This window comes from Carbonatibacter coralli, assembly GCF_039592655.1.
Lineage (GTDB): Bacteria > Pseudomonadota > Alphaproteobacteria > Kiloniellales > Kiloniellaceae > Carbonatibacter > Carbonatibacter coralli.
In genome coordinates, this window is the sequence record NZ_JBBUTJ010000001.1 from 1,051,435 (window position 1) to 1,069,207 (window position 17,773).

Genomic DNA, 17,773 nt, shown 5'->3' on the forward strand with positions numbered 1-17,773 from the left:
GGCTTCTACCAGGGGCGGATCGGAACACTGGAGATCGAGTTCTTGGGGCTGCCCTCAATCAGCTTGTCGCTGTAGACCAGATAGATCAGGACATTGCGCTCTTCATCCAGAAAGCGGACAACCTGCATCGATTTGAAAATCAGGGAGGTCCGTTTGGTAAAGACCTCCTCGCCTTCATCAAACTCCTCGAGAATCTCGATCGGTCCGACCTGACGGCAGGCAATCGAGGCATCCGCAGTGTCTTCCGCAAGCCCCAGAGCACCGGAAATACCACCTGTCTGCGCACGGGACAGATGACAGGTCACGCCCTTGACCTTTGGATCATCAAAGGCCTCAATGACGATCTTGTGGTCAGGTCCGAGAAACTTGAAAACAGTACTGACTTCGCCAATAACCTCGGCCCTTGCACTGAAAATCCCCAGAAAAGCTGTCAGCACAACGAGGGTTGCTGCTTTGACAAAAGAGAGGGGAGACGGGACAATCGTCTTCTGCATGGCTTGATCCTTCAAACTGTTTTCTCGCCAGAGTCGGCAATTTGCAGTATAGCTGTGCCCTGCGCAAGCAAAGCGCAAGAGAAAAGAAAAACAAACTATCCCGCAAAGAGGATGCAGCAAGAACATGCCAAAGACTGTTGACCTGCAGATGTCACTTCAAGATCTGCTCAAAGGCTACCGCGACTACAAGGATTTCCGCTACCCGGAAGACAAGCCCCTGCTGGACAATCTGGCGAGGGAAGGCCAGAGCCCCAAGGCCCTCGTGATCTCCTGTTGCGATTCAAGGGTTGAACCTTCCGCCTTTCTCTCCACAGGTCCGGGCGACCTTTTCATGGTCCGCAATGTGGCCAATCTGGTGCCTCCCTATGAGGTTGACAGTCAGTATCACGGCACATCTGCTGCTGTCGAATATGCCGTCGAAGCGCTTAACGTTCCCCATGTGATTGTCATGGGGCACTCACACTGCGGCGGCATTCAGGCCCTGATTGCGGGTGCGATGGACGAGAAGAAGGACAGTGCCTTTATCCACAAATGGATTTCCATGGCAAAGGGGCCATGCCAGCAGGCGCTTGAAGAGGGACATGAAGGTGCCGTCCTGCAGGAGCGTGTGGAACAGCTCTCCGTGGTCAACTCCATGAAAAACCTGCGCAGCTTCCCCTGTGTCCAAAAACGGGAGAAAGACGGAACCCTGCAGGTGCACGGCTGGCATTTTGATTTCACCAATGGACAGCTCTGCCGCTATGATTCCGACAGGGATGCCTTTGTCTATCTGGCCGATCTGCCTGTAAAGGACTGATCTGATTCGGAATTAACACTTCTTCAAGCTTCCTTGTGGATAATTTTTCATTCAAGTCGCAGAGTCGTTTTTTGAAACGCCGGAAAAAAGCGACAGAAACGGAGTGAATGAAAATTACAGGCTCTGCGCCTCAACGCAGGGCTGAATGCTTGGGGAAAAACAATGACAGTCGCGGATCACCATCCTTCCTGTCGGGGAGAGACCACAAAACAGAAGGCAGCCGAAGGCTTTCTGAAACACTACTTCAGACGCATTTCACCAGACGTCGCGCAGAGCTTCAACAAGGAACAGCGTGCCGCCATACGCACCATGTTCGGTGATCGTGGCATGGCATCCCACATTGTTGAAATCCGCCGCTCCCTGCCTTTTTTCGCACGCAGGCGCTTCTATCTGATCTTTCTGATCGGCCGCGAGCGCCGCACTCTGGAGCGTCTTGAGGATGAAGGCCAGATGGCCACCAGCCTGGCCTATCTTCTGACCGGGATCATTCTCTGCATTCCCGGCGTTGCGCTCTCCCTGCTGGTTTCACTGTTCCTCTAGAAACAGAACAACAGGCACAAGAGATTCTGCAGAACAAAACAAAGGACGTCCCGATATGATCAGGGACGCCCTTTTCCTGTTCCGGTTTCCGGAGTGGAGCGCCCCTGTCAGGCGCTCCGGATATCACCGACCATCCGCGTGGCCTCGTCACTCAAGGCACGAACCTTCTGATCCAGCTCGTTGAGCGTATCGGCGACGGACTGCGCTGCCGATGTGCTCTCGACCGAAGCATTGTCAACATCGGAGATATTGGTCTGGATATCACCCAGACCTGCCGCAACAATCTGGATCTTGCTGGAGATATCCTGCGTTGCAGCCCCCTGCTCTTCCACAGCTCCGGCAATCACGGTCGAGATCTCGTCCATTCTGGAGATCACAGTCGAGATTTCCTGAATGGAATCAACCGCATTCCTGGTTTCCTCCTGAATCTCGACCACCTGCTGCCCGATTTCCTCCGTGGCATTGGAAGTCTGGGTTGCAAGGGATTTCACCTCGTTTGCAACAACGGCAAAGCCGCGACCGGCCTCACCGGCCCTTGCGGCCTCAATCGTTGCATTGAGCGCCAGCAGGTTTGTCTGCTCGGCAATATCGGAGATCAGCTTGACCACCTCGCTGATGCGTTCAGCCGACTGGGCCAGTGCATTGACATTGGTTGAAGAACGTTCAGCCTCGCCAACCGCGCTGGACGCAATCTGGGCTCCCTGCCCCACCTGCTGGGAAATCTCGCTGACAGAGGACGCGAGCTGTTCCGCAGCCGAGGCCACAGCCTGTGCTGAATCATTGACAGAGTTCGACGCAGATGTCGCCTGACTGGCTGTATTCTGGGTCTGCCCCGCTGTGTGCTGGAGATTTTCAGCAAAGTGCTTGATGCTCTCGACCGAGGCCTCCACATCCGTGATCAGACCACTGACACCCTGCTGGAAATTGTCCGCAATGCGATCCAGTATCTCCTTGCGATCCCGTGCAGCCTGCTCGCGCTCCTGTTCCTGTTGCTGCTCGAGCTGCTGCTTTTCGATAGCATGTTCACGCAGAACCTCCACATCGTGGGCCATAACACCCAGTTCATCCTTGCGATCCTTGCCAGCCACCTCAACATTGACCTCGCCACTGGCAAGACCGCGCACGGCAGAGGAAATCTGATTGATGGCGCGTGTGGTGCCAATCCCCAGATAGGCATTGAAAAGCATCAGAACGGCAATCACCAGCGCGGATACCAGAATCATGTTGGTGCGGGCTTCATTTGCGTTGGCCGTGACCACAGAAAGAGGTGCGGACACGACAATGCCCCAGCGGGCCTCGGCCTGACCAAAGGAAACCGGAACGATCGAACGCAGAAGAGGCTCCTGGCCCTCAATCTCGACGACATCGACAAAGCTTTCGCCGCTTTTGATCGAACCAACAATTTTCCCGACATCTTCCCCCGCATCAACAACACCCAGCTTGCTGTCATCCGGGTGGGACACCCACATTCCCCCATCCGTGATCAGGGAAATGGACCCCTGTTCAACAAAGCGGATTTCAGACAGCTTTGTTTGCAGATCCTTCAGGGCCATATCGACTGTTGCCACACCGATGGCCTTGCCGGAGGCATTGGTGAAGGGAACAGAAGCTGTGGTCATGAGCACATCGACGCCATTGACCGGATACAGATAGGGATCGGTGATCACCTCCCGATTGTTGGCAATCGGTTGTTCGAACCACTGTTCCGAACCGGCTTCAGGTCCGACAACCAGAGGCTCCCATGTCACGGAAGAACCATCCATATAGGCGTAAGGGACAAAACCGCCCTTGTCATCGTGATACTTCCGGCCGACAGAATCACTGTCGCTGCCCACTGCATTCGGGAGGAGCCCCGCACCGGCACCAACATAAACAGGATTGCGCCGGACTGTGTTTTCCAGAATTTGCCCGAAGGGCTGGCGGTCCGTTTCACCGCTGTGGACCAGACCCTCGATGGCAAAAGCCATGCCCCGTGCCGTAACAAGGGCTTCCTGAATGTCCACCTTTACAGACTGCGCATAGTGATCAGCGAGTGAGCGAAACAGCTTTTCTGTTTCTGCCTCATCATGCTGCCTCTGGTTGATGTAGGAAAATGCGATAATAACGACAAAACCCAGGATCACGATAATCGAGTTCAGGCCGATTAGACGGAATCTCAGACTGTTAAACCCACTCATTGAAACCTCTCTTGCTGCCTTGTTGTCTTGTTCGGACAAGACCTTAACGCCAGAGGATTGAGGATTGTTTAACACTGAAACAGAAGTGAAATTATTTGCAACCATTCAAAGAAAAGCAGCCCGGAACACCGGGCTGCAAGGTAAGGACTCTCTGGATTGGTTTCAAAAAAGAAACCATATGATCTGCCTGTAACAGATCTAGAAGTTCACTTGCACAGAGGTCTGCAGACGAACAGCATCCACATCTGCACCGTTCTGGTTTTCCCGGTCAAAGTAGATCACTTCGCCACCGAAGGTCACCCGATCAAGGGGTGTCCAGAAAACAGAAGTGTGAACCGTGTTGACGCTCTCGACATCTGTATCGGCAAAGGTATCAAGGAACTCCGAACGGCCATAGACAACCTGGCCAAGGATTTCATCCGTGAACTGGTGATTGACACCCGCCACGACGCCATAGGACTCAATGGTTTCAAGATTGCCATTGGCATCAAGGAAAGCATCCTGACCAAAGCCGTTGATAATATAACGGCCAACGCCGTCACCGTATGTGAAGGAGCCAAGGATATTGCCGCCTTCCCACGCAGAATAGATACCGCTGATGTTCACGCCATAGGCGAACTCGTCATCACTGTCGTTCGGGCTCGTCAGCAGGCGCCCGACACCTGCGAGCCTCACCTGCCCCCAGTCATCGTTGTACTCGACAGCACCTGTAATGTCGGGAATACGGTCAATACTGGCCTGAATGCCGGAGGCATCATTGTCATTTCCGATCGCGTTTCCGGCTGCATTCCTGCCACTTAGCTCCGAGTTTTCAAGGGAGGCAGAAAGCCGGAGATTGTCATCCACATCATGCGAATATCGCACCTGGGCCTGACGAATGAACGGAATCCCCGCAGGACCTTCAAAATCCACAGTCGCAGGATAGGACGTCAGCGGCATGAAGTTCGTCCAGGTCTGACCCACCAGGAGATTGCCAATCTCTGCATAGGCGTGACGCAGACGGAACTCAAAACTGTTGGAAAAGGACTCTGGCTGGCTTGATGTGCCATTGCCGCCAAAGAAGTCACCTTCCACAAAGGTCTTCAGATCCCCCAGCTCTGTCGGGGTTGAGGTTCCGATATTGATGCGGGTCTGGCGGGCATGCGCGCGGAATTCACCATCTTCATCATCCGGATTCACATCCAGAAATTCCGGCAGAATGATATCACCCTGGGGCTGATCCAGATCGTAGATGAAATCAGCCTTCACATAGCCACCGATTGTGAACTCCGTATTTGTACCGGGAATAATAAAGCTTCCCGGACTTTTACCACTGGCAAGGACAGCGCGCTCACGCGTGTCCTCAACCTTTTCTTCTGTCTTGGCCTGTTTTGACTCCAGATCCTGCAAGCGTTCGGACAGCACGCGCAGTTGTTCCTTGAGCGCATTGACTTCCTGATCTGTTGCAGCATGGGCCGCTGTTGTTGCGCCAACGCCCAAAAGGGACGTCAGTGCCATCACTGATACTGTGTTTTGAAGAAACCGGGACTTCATCTCTTTCGCCTCGTCTGTTTTTATTGCAATGCAGGACTTGAATTGCGTGTTTTTTTCCTGCAGCGAGATGAAAGGATGTTTAAGCGAATGAAATCAATTTAAATAAATACAAAATAATTTATGATTTTTTATACGCACACCAAAAGTACAAAATTACGTTATCGCATCTTAAAATGAAAATTTTTCACAAAAAGAACACAAAGACATAAATAAAAAGAGACTTTTTAAATGAATAATACTAAAAACAACAAAATTACATGCTTATTAATTCACAGTTTTTTTAACAAAATGCGAGCACATTAAAAATAATAAACCGAAACTAAATCAAGATTCGAAATATTATTGCCCGACTGTTTCAATAAGACTTTTGAGCCTCTGAACAGACTGATCAATAATCTTTTCCGGGCAGCTGCCATAGCCCAGCAACAAACCCTGCCGGACCGGCTTGATTTCCTCGTAGAAAACGGACAGCGGCCGCAAAGACAGATCAAAGGAATTTGCTCTGGCTGCAAGCTCCGTATCCCGCAAACCCGACTTTTTCAGCGAGGGCTTGAAATCACAGACCAGATGCAGGCCAACCTCGTCAGGACGGATTTCCAGATAATCGCGACAGTGGCGTTGCAGCGATTCAATCAGGGTTTTCTGCTTTTGTCCGTAGATTCTGCGCATGCGACGGATGTGGGCCGCAAAATGTCCCTCCGCCATAAAGCGGGCCAGCGCAGGCTGCGCCACCAGGGATGTTCTGTCCTCGACAGAGACCCGGGCCTTTGCAACCATATCGACCAGATCATCCGGTACGACAACATATCCCAGGCGAATGGCCGGAAAAAGCGCCTTGGTAAAGCTTCCCAGATAAATCACACGCCCCCCTGCCTTGAGCTGATTGGCAAGGTCCTCGCTGTCCCTGAAGCGTTTTGCGCCAAGGCTTTGCGCCCGCCTTTCCGCCTCCAGTCCCTGCAGGGACGACAGGGGCTTTCCGGTGTAGCGGAACTCGCTGTCATAATCATCCTCGAAAATCCAGCTGCCCTGTTCCTCCGCCCAGTCCAGCAGTTCGAGACGACGCGTCAGGGACATCACCGTTCCCAGGGGATACTGATGAGAGGGCGCCACAACAGCCATGCGCGCATTCAGGGCCTTCTCTCGCCCGATTTTCACCGAAAGTCCTTCCTCATCCACCGGCACGTGGACCGGCGTCACACCGGAAGCAAGGAGCGGTCCGCGTATTCCCGGATAACCGGGGTCCTCGAACCAGACCTCATCCCCCGGATCGAGGAGGAACTGCGCCATCAGTGTCACAGCCTGCTGCGAACCGGATGTGATCATGACCTGTCGCCAGTTGCAGACCAGTCCCCGCGCAATGCGCAGATGATCCGCAATGGCCTTGCGAAGGGGAATATACCCACAAGGATCGGGGTTGTAGAGCAGATCCCGGTCCGGAACCCGCCAGGATTTCGCCATCACCCTGGCCCAGAGATCAAAGGGAAAGGCCTCACTGTCAGGTCCCATTGTAAAGGCCGGGAAATAAGGCTCCAGACTCTTCTCGAACGATGTGAAAAGCCGTCCCCGGTCTGAAAGACCTTCCCCCGGCTTTCGCCCTGTCACCGGCTGTTCCTGCGCCGACGAAAGGGGGCCTGCATGGCGGGACACAAACCCGGACGTCCCGGAAAGTCCGCCCATCTGCCCCAGATCCTCCGGCAAAGTCGAGGACACATAGGTCCCCGAACCGTGAATCCCTTCCAGATACCCCTCTGCCAGAAGCTGGTCAAAAGCTCCCTGTACCGTGTTGCGCGAACAGTCCAGCTCTCTGGAAAGTTCCCGGCTGGATGACAGCCGTTCACCGGGCGCAAGGCGTCCACCCAGAATCAGGTCCCTGATCTGGTCATAGAGCTGCTGTTGCAGGGAAACAGCCCCGTCTCTGTCCAGGGAAACCTGCAGAAGAGGGGCAGACAAACGACGCACAGACATAAGTGGCACCATAGAATCTTCAGAAGTTGGACTTTAATAGTGCCACTTTCCCGTCAAGACTGCCAAGGAAATTAACGACACCACAAATCAGCAAAGACAGAAGAATGAGTACACTGCACAAACCCCAGGACGACGAACTCAGCTATCCGGTTACAGAACGGTCCCGACTGAAACGGACCTACAAAAGAGGTCACTACGATCATGAAACGGTTCACGGCATTCTTGATGCGACCCTGACCTGCACCATTGCCTATTCCATTGACGGCCTCCCCTATGCAACGCCGACCATGCACTGGCGCATGGGACAGCGTGTGTACTGGCATGGTTCATCCGCTTCACGCATGCTGAAGAATCAGGCCCGGTCCATTCCGGTCTGTCTCTCCGTTATGGCCATCGACGGGATTGTGATGGCGCGCTCGGCCTTCCACCATTCCATGAACTTTCGCTCTGTCATGGCTTTCGGTGATGCCAGACTGGTGACCGATCCGGAGGAAACCGATTCCGCGCTGGAAGCCCTGATGGAAAGGATCGCCCCGGGCCGCTGGCACGAAGCGCGCAAGCCCAACGCACAGGAACTCAAGGCAACAAAGCTGATCGCTCTGGATCTTGAAGAGGTCTCGGCAAAGATCCGGACCGGAGATCCTGTCGACGACGAGGAAGACATGGAGCTTCCCGTCTGGGCAGGCGTCCTTCCTGTCCGCCAGGTCGTCGGACTTGCCGTCCACGACAGGTTGCAGGGCGAACAGCTTGGCGAAAGACCGGCTTCGGAAATGGATGAGCTCTGCAAGGCACTGGAGCAGTCCTTTCTGCCCTGATGCAGGATAAAAACAGTTGTGTACTGGTATTCCGGAAAGTTGAATGCTAAGGCTTTCTGACATTCTTCTTTCCGGACAGTGCAGATGCAAAACAGTCAGAGTTCTTCAGTGCTTTCATTGGCGACCTTGTCTCCGATCATTTTCGTATTGATCTGGAGTTCCGGTTTTGTATTTGCCAAGTTTGCCCTGCCCTATGCAGAAACCTTCACTCTGCTGGCAACGCGCTTTGCACTGGTCGTCGCCATTATGCTTCCCGTTGCCCTGCTGACCCGTGCAAAATGGCCCGGAAGCTGGAAGGAAACCTTTCACATTGCTGTTGCAGGCATGCTCCTGCAGGCAGGATATCTGGGCGGGGTCTTTGCCGCTATCGAACAGGGGCTCCAGGCCGGAGCGACAGCTCTGATTGTCGGAACACAGCCTCTGCTGGTGGCTTTTTTTGCCCGGTTTTTCCTCAATGAAACAGTGTCGTTCCGTCAATGGACCGGCCTTTTTGTCGGTGTAACCGGCGTCATCCTTGTCGTCTGGACCAAGCTGATGTCAGGTCTCGGAACCACGGAAGGCATCATTCTCGCCCTGATTGCCCTGGTCACAATTTCAGCCGGAACGCTCTATCAGAAGAAATACTGCGGGACGATGGATCTGCGGAGCGGTTCCGTCATCCAGTATGCCGCATCGGTCCTCGTCTGCGCACCTATCGCCTACGCCACAGAGACCATGGTCATAGTGTGGAGTTCAGACTTTATTCTGGGCATGGCCTGGCTTGTCCTGGCTCTCTCCGTCGGGGCCATTACAATCCTCTTTGTGCTGATCCGCCAGGGTGAGGCTTCCCGGGTTTCCTCACTCTTCTTTATGGTTCCGCCAACAGCCGCGCTCTTTGCATGGCTCTGGTTTGATGAAACCTTTGGCCCCATGGCCATGGTCGGAATGGTTCTGACCGCTTTGGGCGTTGCCCTTGTAACGCTCAAGGGGCGTTCACAGATAAGGGACAGCAAAACAGCCGAAGCAAAAGGCTGAACAGGTCCGAAGCCCGATTTCCCTTGCTGAAACGGGCAGGAACCTTATAGTCAGAGCCAAATTTTGCCACAGAAATACCGGGACAGACCCTCAATGAACCGAACAAAACCAGGCTGGATCACTCCGGCAACAGAATACGGACCGCTTGTTCTCTTCTTTGCTGTCTATTACATGCAGGGGCTTATCGCAGCGACTGTTGTTCTGATGGCTGCTGCGCCAATCGGCATTGGCGTTGCCTATTTCTATGATCGCAAGATTCCGGTTGTGCCGTCGATTACAGCGGCCGTGGTTATCTTCTTCGGTGGTCTGACCCTCTGGCTGAATGATGAAACCTTCATCAAAATGAAACCGACCATTATTCAGTCCGCCTTTGGCCTGGTTCTCCTTGGCGGGCTTGTGTTCAACAAGCCGCTGATCAAACCACTGATGGAAAAGGCCTGGAAGATGACAAACGAGGGCTGGCGTGTTCTGACCATCCGCTTTGCCATCTACTTCTTTGCCATGGCTGCCCTGAACGAGCTGGTCTGGAGAACCCAGAGCACGGATTTCTGGGTTAACTTCAAGGTCTTTGGACCAATGGCCATGATGATCATCTTCATCTTTGCCCAGTATCCGGTCATTCGCCGCTATCACATTCCTGATGAAGACGAGTTTTCGGAAAAGGAGCCTCTCTGATCGGAAGGCCCCTTCCTCTCCGCGAACGCTCGAACGCTCAGGCCATCGTCAGAACCAGCTTGCCCGTTGTCTGCCCGGACTCAAGCTGACGGTGCGCCTCGGAGGCTGATTCGATCGGCAGGACCCGGATGTTCGGCGACAGCACACCGGAAGACAGAAGCCCGAAGACCTTGCCCAGATCAGCATTGAAGACTTCGGGACGACTGGTGAAGTGGCTGTAGATATCGCTGACCCGGACAGCGACAGATTTCCCGAAGTGTCTGGCAAGGTCCTCAGCAAAGGACCCGGATGGCATTCCTCCCAGAAAACCGAAAATGACAGCCGTTCCCAGAGGAGCCAGCAGTTCGAGATCCGTCTTCAGTGTTTCTCCGGCGATCGGATTCAAAGTCAGGTCAACACCCTTTCCACCCGTTAGCTCCCGAACGCTCTCCACAAGATTTTCTTTTTTATAGTCAATCACATAATCTGCGCCCTGTTGGCGTGCGTAGTCTTCCTTGCCGGTACTCACAGAAGCGATCACTGTTGCCCCCAGATGTTTCGCAATCTGCAGGATCATTGTTCCAACGCCACCTGCGGCTGCATGAACCAGAATTGTGTCACCGCTTTTCAGATGCCCCAGATTAACCAGCATGTGCCAGGCCGTCAGGGCATTGACCGGCAGGGCAGCAGCCTGTTCGAACGATATCCCTTCATCAAGGGCTGTCACACAAGGCGTTGCGACCACCGAGTGCGTCCCGTAGCCTCCTGCACCAACCGGTCCCATCCAGGCAACCCGGTCGCCCACCGAGAACCCTCTCACATCAGGGCCAAGCGCCTCGATAACACCTGCCCCCTCGACGCCGGGGATGTGTGGCAGAGCCGGCATCATGCCTTCCGGCATTTCTCCCCTGCGAATGATGGTATCAATAAAGTTGACTGCTGCCGCATGATTGCGGACCAGAATTTCACCGGAAGCGGGCTCGGGACGCTCAATCGTCTGCTGCTTCAAAACATCGGGTGATCCCGTTTCGGGAACAATCATTGCGCTGGTCATGGAAAGTCTCCTCAAAAGTTTCCACAAAAGTAGACCTTTCCACGAACGATGATAATATCACCAATCAGGATATATTATTGCTAATATGAGATAATGATTTACAACGATCTTGTTCTTTTCTCTTCTGTCGCACGTCACCTGAGCTTTTCCGGAGCTGCCAGGGAAGCTGACATTCCCCTGAGCAAAATCAGTCGGCGGATTGCAGAGCTTGAGGAGAATCTCGGCGTCAAGCTGTTCGAGCGCACCACGCGCAAGGTGCGATTGACAGAAGAAGGGAAACGCCTGCTTGATCGCTGTCAGGCCCCGCTCGAGGAACTCCAGACCATTGCAGGGTTTTCCAGTGCACCTCAACAGCAACTGATCAGGATTACAGCTCCTCCCCTCGCAGCCAGGGATCGCATTGGCCCCCTGCTGCTGGACTTCGCCGAAGAAAATCCCGGCATCAGAATTGATTTAATCACCACCAACACAAAACTGGACTTTCTGCGTGACAATATTGATCTCGCCTTCCGTCTCGGTCCTCTCTCGGAATCTTCAATGATTGCCAGAAAACTGTGGTCTCTGACCTACAGCTTTTGCTGCAGTCCTGAATTTGCAACCCGACACAATCTTCAAGAAACAATCCACAGAGACAGATTGCTCAAACTCCCGGCCCTGACTCTGAATCATGGCTGGCTGCTGGAAAACGGCGACATCCTGAAAACAGGGAACAGACTGCATGTGTTTGATGATCTGGAGCTCATCAGGGAAGCTGTCGATCGCAATCTGGGGGTGGCACTGCTTCCTGATGTGATGCTGAGCGACCGGCATTTCAAAATCGGCGTAACCGGGACGCGCCCGGCTTCACGGGACATGTTCGCCGTTTATCCATCACGAAGACTGCTCCCCATGCGGATCCGGACCCTGATTGATTTCATGGTTTCACGGGACAAGTGAAAAAGGCCATCAAACGATGGCCTTTGTGCATCAGAGGTCCAGCTCGACAACAAGCGGAATATGATCTGACGGCTTTTCCCAGAGGCGCGTGTCCTTGACAGCCTTAAAGGACCTGAGATTTCCTTCAAGTGACTGGCTGGCCAGAATGTGGTCCAAACGCCAGCCATAATCCTTTTCAACAGACAGCTTGTAACGATAGCCCCACCAGCTGAAAAGTGTCTGATCTTCCGGGACAAAATGGCGCCCGACATCAATCAGATCACCTTCTGTATGGAGCCTGACCAGTCTTTCACACTCACCGGGGGTGTGACCGATCTGCTTTTGCAGTCTTTTGTGATTCCAGACATCATTTTCAAAGGGAGCAACGTTCATGTCGCCAACAAGCAACAGCTTCCCTGCCTTTTGCTCCGGCTGTGCAACCCATTGTGCCATTTCATCCAGAAACTGGAGTTTGTGGGCAAATTTGTCATTGGCTTCGGCATCAGGAACGCCACCGCCGGAGGGAACATAGAAATTGTGAACCGTCAGCCCGTTTTCCAGCGTGACGGCAAGGTGGCGCCTGTCATCCTTGTCACACCAGACAAGGCGTTCTTCGGCCTGCACCGATTTTCTGACCAGCACCGCCACGCCGTTGTAACTCTTCTGGCCATGGAACAGGACTGTTTCAAACCCCATGGCGTGCATGTCATCCTTCGGAAATTCCTCATCCCTGACCTTTGTTTCCTGCAGGCACAGAACATCGGGCTGATGTGTGTCCACAAAGCTTTTGAGATGATCAAGGCGTTGACGGATTGAGTTTACATTCCAGGTTGCAACACGAAAGGCCACAGGCAGTCTCCACAAAAAACCGGAACTGTCAGGAAATCCTGCCACTATCGAGTCCCGGTCATCAGTTTCAGGTATCAGGTCCGGGGGAGAGTGTCACAAATCCCTGTAAACCAAAAGCCCTATCCCGGAGCAGCGTCTTCAAAAACCCGGGACCAGCCCTTCCTTTCACAAGACATCGCTCTTTGATCAGAACATGAAAAAGCAACTCAAAAAGAGCGCCCGGAGCACAGGAGCATTGAAACGCCTTTTAAAACAGACAATTGCTTCATGACAGAAATATCGTTTCGAAAAAGGAATATCATTGTTGCACAAGCGAAACATCTTGTTGCAATTTCGAAATGAATTCATTCTGATATGGAAATAAATTTATTAACGTTGCGGAACGTTTATTATTAACAGTTCGGAATTATTCAATTCCCGCAACAGGAGCGGCATTGCCACTTCTCTTGAAATCCATCCGTAAGAGACTGATTTCCATAGAAAATACTCTAGCAAAAAGCAGAATCGCAGACAAGAAAAAAGGAGCACCCGGTCAGGGGGGACTAAACCGGATGCTCCCGCTTCTTCGCAGAGAAACAGGAACCGTAAGGGGGGGACACGGTTCCAGCTACACCGATTGTTTTGGAGGGTAACCGGTGCTCTTAATAGGTAAGTGCAATTTTTACGATTTCAACAGTAAAAAGCTGCGCAATTATTCGTGAACAGCATTGCAAAAAACACAATCCCCTAGCGGAAAAGGGCGGTTTTACAGGCTTTTCCAAAGGCCTCAAAGATTATTTTCGACAGTTCGTTTTTTACAGCCCCGTATTCAGGATGCCATTGAACAGCAAAGCAGAAACTCTCACCGGTTCCACTGACGGCCTCAATAACACCATCGGCGGCAGTCGCCTCGATCTTCAGGGAAGGAGCAAGATCAGCAATGGCCTGACGGTGAAGACTGTTGACCCTGAGCTCTCCTAAATCAGGCAACTCCTCTTCTGCCTGCTTCAGAAAATCGGAAAAAACACCGCCTTCAACAACCGAAATGCTGTGTGCTGCTGCATAATCGACAGAAGGATCACCCGTCGTCGGATCCCGGTGATCCATACAGCCTTCTTCCTCCTGAATGTCGTTGCGCAATGTCCCCCCCAGTGCAACGTTCAGTTCCTGCAGTCCGCGGCAAACACCAAGAACAGGTTTTCCCTGCTGCAAACACTCGCGAACAAGAGCCAGGGACAACGCATCACGGTATGAATCAAAGGGGGCAAAGGCATCATCCTGTTCACGCCCGTATCGCAACGGCTCGATGTTGCTGACACCTCCGGTCAGGAAAAGCCCGTCAATCCTCTCCACCAGAGCAGACAGGTCATAGGATTCAGACATGGCCGGAATCATGACCGGCAGAACACCCGCAACATCTGTCAGCGCACTTGCATATTTATGCCCGACAGAGGATCTGCGCTTGTCGGGATGTTCCGCGCCATTCGAACAGCCCGGCATGGCGACAAGAGGCAAACGAGCCGATGTCATGATGTCACTTCTCCAAAACGTGATTCAACTCCTGGGCACTGTAGGATACTATCAGGGCAAAATCACGGAATTCAAAGGCCTGATCACCGGATCAGTCTTCTCCAACAGCGGGAATACAATGGAAGAGCTTCTGCAAAACAAGGCCATTATTATCGGGTTGTGGCTGATTCTGTTCTTTGCGCTGGAACGCCTTCGCCCCATGGCCGTGCATCCGGACCTGACAAAACGCCCTGAAGCCAGGGGACGGGTTATCCGAAATGCCCTGCTCTGGTTCTGCAACACGCTGATGTCGCCTTTCATCGTGCTGCCCATTACAGCCTGGGCCTCAACACATGCGCTGGACTGGCGCGCAGACTTCATGGACGGCAATCTGGCTGTTCTGCTGATCGATCTGCTGATCCTCGACATGCTGATCTACTGGTGGCATCGCTTCAATCACCAGATTCCTTTCCTGTGGCGCTTCCACGAGATTCACCATCTCGACGCCTTTCTCGACAGCACGTCCGCTCTTCGCTTTCACTTTGGCGAGGTTTTCATCTCCGCGCTTGTTCGGGCCGCAATTGTCATCACACTGGACATTCCCTTTGAAACCATTGTGATTTTCGAAATCTGCGTCCTGATCTCCACAATCTTCCACCATTCGAACCTGAAACTTCCGCGCGCACTCGAACGCTTTCTTTCCCCGCTTGTCATCACACCGGCCATGCACTGGATTCACCACCATGCCGTCAGGAAGGACACGGACAGCAACTACGGCACTGTCCTGAGTTGCTGGGACAGGATTTTCGGCTCACACAACCGCACAATCCGCACGCCCACAATGCGGATCGGTGTGGAAGGCGTGGAGGAAAAGGATATCACCGGGCTGCTCCTCAAACCTTTCAAGCCCAGAAAACACTAAAGACCTTCCTTCTGGATTTCGCGCAGGAACCAGTCCCTGAAAACCAGGGCAGCAGACTTGATCACGGGTCCCTGTGGCGCAAAAAGGTAGTAATGCTGACGCCCCAGGACATCGAGTCCGGGCAAACAGGGCACAAGACCGTTCAGCGCAACAAGGCGATCACTGATCGGTGCGCGGGCCAGCGCGACACCAAAACCGGCTCCGGCAAGCGAAAGAGCGGTGACAGTGTTGTCGGTAAAGCTGAGAGTTCCGTAAAAATCACTTTCCAGACGGTCCGAGAGCAGCTGCATCCAGCTGCTGTGATGCTCCGACACCTCGATCAGCCGGTAAGAGAAAAAATCCTCAACAGATTTGATATTCCGGGCAATTTCGGGAAGGGCGACAGGAATCAGTCTTTCACGGAAGAGCTGCTCCGCCTGTTCGGGAAAGTCTGTGGCCGAGCCGAAGGCAATCTGCAGATCCGGACCGCTTCTGGCAAAATCCTCCGGTATATTGCCTGTCAGCAGCTGCAGTTTGATCCGGGGATACTCTTCTTCAAACCGGGCTGCCTTTTCAGCCATCCAGCTGCATCCCATCAGAAAGAGAACCTTGATCACAAGGACTTCCCTTTCCTCCGGTCCGAAAAGTGCCGAGGCCGTCGCCTCGATCGAAGAGAGAGACTGTCTGACAACAGGCAGAAAGGCCCGCCCTTCATCTGTCAGGAGGACACGCTGGGCCTTGCGGATAAAGAGATCCTTGCCCAGCGACTGTTCAAGAGCCTTGATCTGCTGGCTGACAGCAGGTGGACTCATGTTCAGCAAACGCGCTGCCTGCGCGAAGCTCTCGGTCAGGGCAGCCGTTTCAAAGACACGAAGCCAGTTCAGGGATGGGATACGTCGGAAAGCCATACCAGAGCATAAGTTATACTTTTCCTTGTACGCAACATTATTAACTTTTCCAAATGACAAATCCTGCTCAAATAGAGAAAACAGGATTGGACAGGAGAGCGCTGCCATGCGGCTTACGGAAGAACAGAAGCAAAGCTACAGAGACAAGGGTTACGTTATGCCTCTTCGCCTCTTTTCCGGCGAGGAAGCCCTGAAAGTCCGTCAGGAAATCGAAGATCTGGAACGCAATCACAGCGCGGGGTCCGGCACTCATGATCTCAACCGGTTGTTCCGCATCAACGGACAGGTCGCCATACCGCTTCTGGCTCAAATTGCGCAGACTCCGGAGCTTCTGGATGCTGTCGAGGACCTGATCGGGCCCGATTTGATGGTCTGGTCCTGCGAGCTTTTCATCAAGGAAGCCGGAACGGAAAAAATTGTCTCCTGGCATCAGGATCTGACCTACTGGGGATTGGGCGAAACCGATGATGAAGTCACCGCCTGGATTGCCTTTTCCGATGTTTCGAGGGAAGCGGGCTGCATGCGCTTTATTCCCGGTTCCCACAAGCAGCGTATCCTGCCGCACAGGGACACCTTTGATGAAGGCAACCTGCTGTCCCGCGGGCAGGAGATTGCCGTCGAGGTGAACGAGGACGAAGCTGTCTTTGATGTCCTCAAGCCCGGGGAGATGTCCCTTCACCACGGCCGGCTTTTCCACGCTTCGGGTCCGAATCATTCCGGCGACAGACGCATTGGGATGGCCATCCGCTATATTTCACCGAACGTCGAGCACTCGGCAGACCACAACGACTACGCCATGCTGGTCCGCGGAGCCAACCGGAACAGAAACTGGATCAACTTTGCGCCGGCCCGTCACCTCTTCGGGGAAAACGAAATGCGCCTCTATAACGAAATTCTGGCGGCCCAGGCAGGCACCCTGAGTGCCGGAGCAGAAGAAACCGTCAATCTCTATGACGTTCAACACACAACAACCTGACAGGAACAGGGAACCACAAAAATGAAAACAGTTGATTTTACCCAGATGAAAGACGGCACAAAGGAAGAGTATGAATTCCTTGCCGAACTCGAAAAGCCCTATCACGCACTGACGGCAGACCGCATTCTTGCCGAGCTGCACAAGCAGGGCGAAGACACCATGACAGGCTACCAAATCACGCGCCTGCAACACGGTCTGCAGTCTGCGACCCGTGCACACCGCGAGGGAGCGGATATCGACTGGGTTGTCGGTGCACTCCTGCACGATATTGGCGATGGCCTCGCCCCGCAAAACCATGACCGCTTTGCAGCAGAAGTGATTCGACCTTTTGTGCGCGACGAGGTGTCCTGGGTTGTCGAGCACCACGGCATTTTCCAGATGTTCTATTACGGGCACCACTACAACTGGGACAAGAATGCCCGCGAAGAGTTCAAGGATCACCCCTGCTATCAATCCTGCGCCGATTTCTGCGAACGCTGGGATCAAAGCTCCTTCGACCCGGACTATCAGACAGAGTCTCTCGAATTCTTCGAACCGATGGTGCGCGAGGTTTTCAGCCGCAAGGCCTATGATCCTGACGTTATGCAGGAAGGCTTTGTCAAAGGTCTGCCATCGCTTGCCTCCTGATTAAAAAGAACAATTGTCTTTCGACATTATCTGCCGCAGTCTTGAGTGAATTTCGTAACGATCTCGA

The 17,773-nt window shown here is 53.3% G+C and carries 17 protein-coding genes; 9 read left to right on the forward strand and 8 right to left on the reverse strand.

Features of this window, described 5'->3' with window-relative positions; genetic code table 11:
• Nucleotides 1–5 precede the first annotated feature (5 nt).
• Nucleotides 6–494, reverse strand: coding sequence for a CreA family protein (locus AAAH10_RS04875; RefSeq protein ID WP_343561089.1), 489 nt, complete (start codon nucleotides 492–494; stop codon nucleotides 6–8).
• A 124-nt stretch (nucleotides 495–618) separates the two neighbouring features.
• Between AAAH10_RS04875 and AAAH10_RS04880 the strand changes: the two genes are divergently transcribed.
• Together AAAH10_RS04880 and AAAH10_RS04885 are read left to right on the forward strand one after the other, a co-directional pair.
• Nucleotides 619–1,290 carry a carbonic anhydrase gene (locus tag AAAH10_RS04880; RefSeq protein WP_343561091.1) on the forward strand — a complete coding sequence of 224 codons (672 nt, stop codon included), beginning with the start codon at nucleotides 619–621 and terminating at the stop codon, nucleotides 1,288–1,290.
• 162 nt (nucleotides 1,291–1,452) lie between these two features.
• A complete protein-coding gene (locus AAAH10_RS04885) occupies nucleotides 1,453–1,830 on the forward strand; it encodes a hypothetical protein (RefSeq protein ID WP_343561093.1) in 378 nt (125 codons plus the stop codon).
• A 107-nt stretch (nucleotides 1,831–1,937) separates the two neighbouring features.
• On the opposite strand, the gene AAAH10_RS04890 is transcribed toward AAAH10_RS04885, so the two are convergent.
• The 3 genes from AAAH10_RS04890 to AAAH10_RS04900 all read right to left on the reverse strand — a co-directional run bounded on the left by AAAH10_RS04890 (nucleotide 1,938) and on the right by AAAH10_RS04900 (nucleotide 7,517).
• Complete coding sequence (locus AAAH10_RS04890; RefSeq protein ID WP_343561095.1) at nucleotides 1,938–4,007, reverse strand: methyl-accepting chemotaxis protein; 2,070 nt, start codon at nucleotides 4,005–4,007, stop codon at nucleotides 1,938–1,940.
• A gap of 198 nt (nucleotides 4,008–4,205) precedes the next feature.
• Complete coding sequence (locus tag AAAH10_RS04895; RefSeq protein WP_343561097.1) at nucleotides 4,206–5,504, reverse strand: DcaP family trimeric outer membrane transporter; 1,299 nt, start codon at nucleotides 5,502–5,504, stop codon at nucleotides 4,206–4,208.
• 375 nt (nucleotides 5,505–5,879) lie between these two features.
• The gene (locus tag AAAH10_RS04900) at nucleotides 5,880–7,517 is read right to left on the reverse strand and encodes an aminotransferase-like domain-containing protein (RefSeq protein WP_343561099.1); all 1,638 of its coding nucleotides are present in this window, start codon (nucleotides 7,515–7,517) and stop codon (nucleotides 5,880–5,882) included.
• A gap of 92 nt (nucleotides 7,518–7,609) precedes the next feature.
• Here AAAH10_RS04900 and AAAH10_RS04905 point away from each other — a divergent pair, with 92 nt between their 5' ends.
• The 3 genes from AAAH10_RS04905 (at nucleotide 7,610) to AAAH10_RS04915 (ending at nucleotide 10,009) form a co-directional block, all read left to right on the forward strand.
• Nucleotides 7,610–8,320, forward strand: a complete 711-nt coding sequence (locus AAAH10_RS04905; RefSeq protein WP_343561101.1) for a pyridoxamine 5'-phosphate oxidase family protein — start codon at nucleotides 7,610–7,612, stop codon at nucleotides 8,318–8,320.
• Nucleotides 8,321–8,404: 84 nt separating this feature from the next.
• Nucleotides 8,405–9,334, forward strand: coding sequence for a DMT family transporter (locus tag AAAH10_RS04910; protein WP_343561103.1), 930 nt, complete (start codon nucleotides 8,405–8,407; stop codon nucleotides 9,332–9,334).
• Nucleotides 9,335–9,427: 93 nt separating this feature from the next.
• Complete coding sequence (locus tag AAAH10_RS04915) at nucleotides 9,428–10,009, forward strand: septation protein A (RefSeq protein WP_343561105.1); 582 nt, start codon at nucleotides 9,428–9,430, stop codon at nucleotides 10,007–10,009.
• Nucleotides 10,010–10,046: 37 nt separating this feature from the next.
• On the opposite strand, the gene AAAH10_RS04920 is transcribed toward AAAH10_RS04915, so the two are convergent.
• Nucleotides 10,047–11,042 (reverse strand): quinone oxidoreductase family protein, encoded by a 996-nt coding sequence (locus AAAH10_RS04920; protein ID WP_343561107.1) that lies wholly within the window; start codon nucleotides 11,040–11,042, stop codon nucleotides 10,047–10,049.
• Between the two features lie 93 nt (nucleotides 11,043–11,135).
• On the opposite strand from AAAH10_RS04920, the gene AAAH10_RS04925 reads away from it, so the two are divergent.
• A complete protein-coding gene (locus tag AAAH10_RS04925; RefSeq protein WP_343561109.1) occupies nucleotides 11,136–11,978 on the forward strand; it encodes a LysR family transcriptional regulator in 843 nt (280 codons plus the stop codon).
• A 30-nt stretch (nucleotides 11,979–12,008) separates the two neighbouring features.
• Here AAAH10_RS04925 and xth read toward each other — a convergent pair whose 3' ends face one another.
• Nucleotides 12,009–12,806: an exodeoxyribonuclease III gene (gene xth / locus AAAH10_RS04930; protein ID WP_343561111.1), complete on the reverse strand. Its 798-nt coding sequence runs from the start codon at nucleotides 12,804–12,806 to the stop codon at nucleotides 12,009–12,011.
• A gap of 726 nt (nucleotides 12,807–13,532) precedes the next feature.
• Entirely contained in the window at nucleotides 13,533–14,315 is a 783-nt protein-coding gene (locus AAAH10_RS04935) for a gamma-glutamyl-gamma-aminobutyrate hydrolase family protein (RefSeq protein WP_343561113.1), read from the reverse strand.
• On the opposite strand from AAAH10_RS04935, the gene AAAH10_RS04940 reads away from it, so the two are divergent.
• Complete coding sequence (locus AAAH10_RS04940; RefSeq protein ID WP_343561115.1) at nucleotides 14,314–15,216, forward strand: sterol desaturase family protein; 903 nt, start codon at nucleotides 14,314–14,316, stop codon at nucleotides 15,214–15,216. The genes AAAH10_RS04935 and AAAH10_RS04940 overlap by 2 nt on opposite strands.
• On the opposite strand, the gene AAAH10_RS04945 is transcribed toward AAAH10_RS04940, so the two are convergent.
• Complete coding sequence (locus AAAH10_RS04945) at nucleotides 15,213–16,103, reverse strand: LysR family transcriptional regulator (RefSeq protein ID WP_343561117.1); 891 nt, start codon at nucleotides 16,101–16,103, stop codon at nucleotides 15,213–15,215. The genes AAAH10_RS04940 and AAAH10_RS04945 overlap by 4 nt on opposite strands.
• A 106-nt stretch (nucleotides 16,104–16,209) precedes the next feature.
• Between AAAH10_RS04945 and AAAH10_RS04950 the strand changes: the two genes are divergently transcribed.
• Together AAAH10_RS04950 and AAAH10_RS04955 are read left to right on the forward strand one after the other, a co-directional pair.
• On the forward strand, nucleotides 16,210–17,079 hold the full coding sequence (locus AAAH10_RS04950) for a phytanoyl-CoA dioxygenase family protein (RefSeq protein ID WP_343561118.1): 870 nt from the start codon (nucleotides 16,210–16,212) through the stop codon (nucleotides 17,077–17,079).
• A gap of 21 nt (nucleotides 17,080–17,100) precedes the next feature.
• The gene (locus AAAH10_RS04955) at nucleotides 17,101–17,706 is read left to right on the forward strand and encodes an HD domain-containing protein (RefSeq protein WP_343561119.1); all 606 of its coding nucleotides are present in this window, start codon (nucleotides 17,101–17,103) and stop codon (nucleotides 17,704–17,706) included.
• Nucleotides 17,707–17,773 lie beyond the last annotated feature (67 nt).